Annotated in this window: 2 protein-coding genes; both read right to left on the bottom strand. The window is 60.7% G+C overall.

The window, feature by feature from the left end:
• A partial coding sequence (locus tag ACFHWW_RS33690) for a DEAD/DEAH box helicase (protein ID WP_379943670.1) occupies positions 1-1138 on the bottom strand: 1138 nt, incomplete at its 3' end.
• Positions 1135-2428, bottom strand: a 1294-nt coding sequence (locus ACFHWW_RS33695; RefSeq protein WP_379943672.1) for a hypothetical protein, incomplete at its 5' end; no start/stop codon positions are given. The genes ACFHWW_RS33690 and ACFHWW_RS33695, both read right to left, overlap by 4 nt.

Genomic DNA, 2428 nt, shown 5'->3' on the forward strand with positions numbered 1-2428 from the left:
CGAAATTCCAGTCCTCGAGGGTCAGAGGCGTGTCGTTCTGCGTCGCATTCCGCGCAGCCTCGGCGAGCGCGCCGGCTTCAGCCCACCTGCGGGGCGTCAGTCCGCTGGGCTTGGGCGACTGCTTGAGTCTCGGATGAGCCTTTCGCTTGGAGGTGATTACGGCAGACTCGCCCGCAAACGGCTCGCCGAACAGGCGGGAAGCGAAGTAGGCAAGCTCCGCCTTGCGTCCGGGATCGAGCGACGCCGAGGTGCCTACGCATCGGACCTGGCCGTCGGAAATGCCGAGATGAGCCTTAAGGCGCCTTAGCAGGAAGGCTACCTCGATTGCCTGCGCGCCGGCATATGTGTGGATCTCGTCAAGAACGATCCACCGCAGATCGGCCCCAGTGAGGAGTCGCCGGTTCGTGGGCAGCAGGAGGATGTGCTCCAGCATGGCGTAGTTCGTGATAAGGATGTGGGGTGGTGCGGCACGCATTTCAGCCCGCGAGAGCAGCCAATTGTCGGGCACGTCGGCATCGTCACCGAAGGCCTCGACGAAGCTTGGCGTCGAGCGCAGTCGAGTGATCTCCTCTTCGCGGGTGGCGCGCGACTTCACCTGGCCCGTATAGCGACCGAGCGTGATCCCCGGGTCACCGAGGTCACGAAATAGGAGTTGCGCGATTCGGCCAAGTTGATCGTTTGCCAGCGCATTGAGTGGGTAGACCAGAATGGCGCGAACGCCGGGACGGCTGAGGTCGCCTTGCAAGAGAATGTCGTTGACGAGAGGATAGAGAAAGCTCTCAGTCTTGCCCGACCCGGTGCCGGTGGCGACGAGGTAGTTATCATCTCGCAGGATCGCTTTCTCCTGATGTGCATGGAGCTGTCGGTCCCAAAGGAAAGGCGCGTTGTTGCCGAACGCTTCCCAGCCGGGAGCATGGATGCCCTGCGCATGTAGCTGGGCGAGGCTGCGTCCTTTTTCGAAGTCAGGCAGGGTCTCCACGTAGGGGCCCTTCACGAAGTCCAGGGCACCGATTCTCTTGCGCAGTTCCTCGGCGAGCTTGGGTGCGCGGATCTCGTTGATTGGCGACGACGTGGCAACAAAGCGGGCCAGAACGGCGTTGAGCCCATCGCGGAATTTATTGGGATTCAGAATAGTCATGACCTAGGGAGGTATTGCTGGATCACATGCGCCCAGAGTGGGCGAAAATAGACGAAGAATTCAATACCGGCGCGCAGCATCATCGTCAGAGCGCGACCCACTTCGTCACGCGGAAGGCCGGTGCGGAAGACGATGTCGTCGATGTAGTCCGTGGTTGCGTGGGAGGCACAGGCACGCGCAAATCGCTCGACTTGCGCCGCGATGCGCGCAGGTAACGGGTCTCCGCCACCATTGTTGTCAAAGGACCGGATTTGGTCGAGGCCTTCGATATGCGCGCCACAAATCAGTTTCGTAGCGTTGGCTATCGGGCCATCTCCGACGAGAGCGCGAAGATCGGTGTCGCCGACTCTGAAGCGAAGCGCACGAAAGGCATGTTGAAGTGCGTCCACTCCGAGCCCCGCCGGAAGGTTAGTATCCGAACCCACCCTGCTCAGCCAATCTGCAAGCGGCGTATCGCATTCGAGAGATGGTAGCGGCTTCGGCGGTTCGATGTCACACATTCGGGCGAGCGCTGACAGCCCTGAATCCTCCTTGAGTCCCGAGAATGCAGTAGCCGGTGCCTCGAAGATCCAAGGAGCGACACCAATTAGGTCGTTGCGTGGAGGCTGACCATCCGCTCTTACGATGTTCAAGACAGGCTTGATGGACCCGACCATTCTTGAGGCGCCTACGACAGCGAAGGTTGAGCGATAGGCTGGAGCGAGAGCCGCGCCGAGCTGACCGGAGAGACTCTCCGGCTCGGGATCAGCCAGGAAGCGAGCAAGGCGAACCAGCGTGGACAGGTCGAGGGATGCAGGCGCACCGGCAAGACCAAGGGCGATGGGGGCATCGTTCGCATCCAAGAGAGGGGAAAGATCCTCGCTCAAACTGCGCAGCCAAAACAGAACACGTGCAGGTGCCGGGAGGGCGTTGCGGACAATACGTATGGTCAGCTTTCCGGTTTGATAGTCGCTTGTTGCTGTTATCCCCGCGATTGGCGGGAGAGCCGTTGGGTTCCGGCCGAAGGCATGATCCCCTTCAGAGGGATTGCCTGAAAGCGGCTCGACCCGCACACGCAAGGCGTCGTATTTCTGCTGCGGCACGATCGAGAGCGTGATCTCGTCTTCCGTTTCTTCAACTGTGATCTCAGCCGGATCGTCTGTGCGCCTCAGACGGGCAAGGAGTTCAATCCGTCCATCGACGCGTCGAATAGCGATCCGGTCGTCACCACAATGCGAGGACTCGATCTCGGCGGCACTGATTTCGATTGTCTGGCGCTGAAGGAAAGGCCTGCGCCGCTCATGCCCAAAT

The sequence above is a fragment of the Sinorhizobium sp. P24N7 genome (genome assembly GCF_042436655.1).
Classification (GTDB): domain Bacteria; phylum Pseudomonadota; class Alphaproteobacteria; order Rhizobiales; family Rhizobiaceae; genus Sinorhizobium; species Sinorhizobium meliloti_A.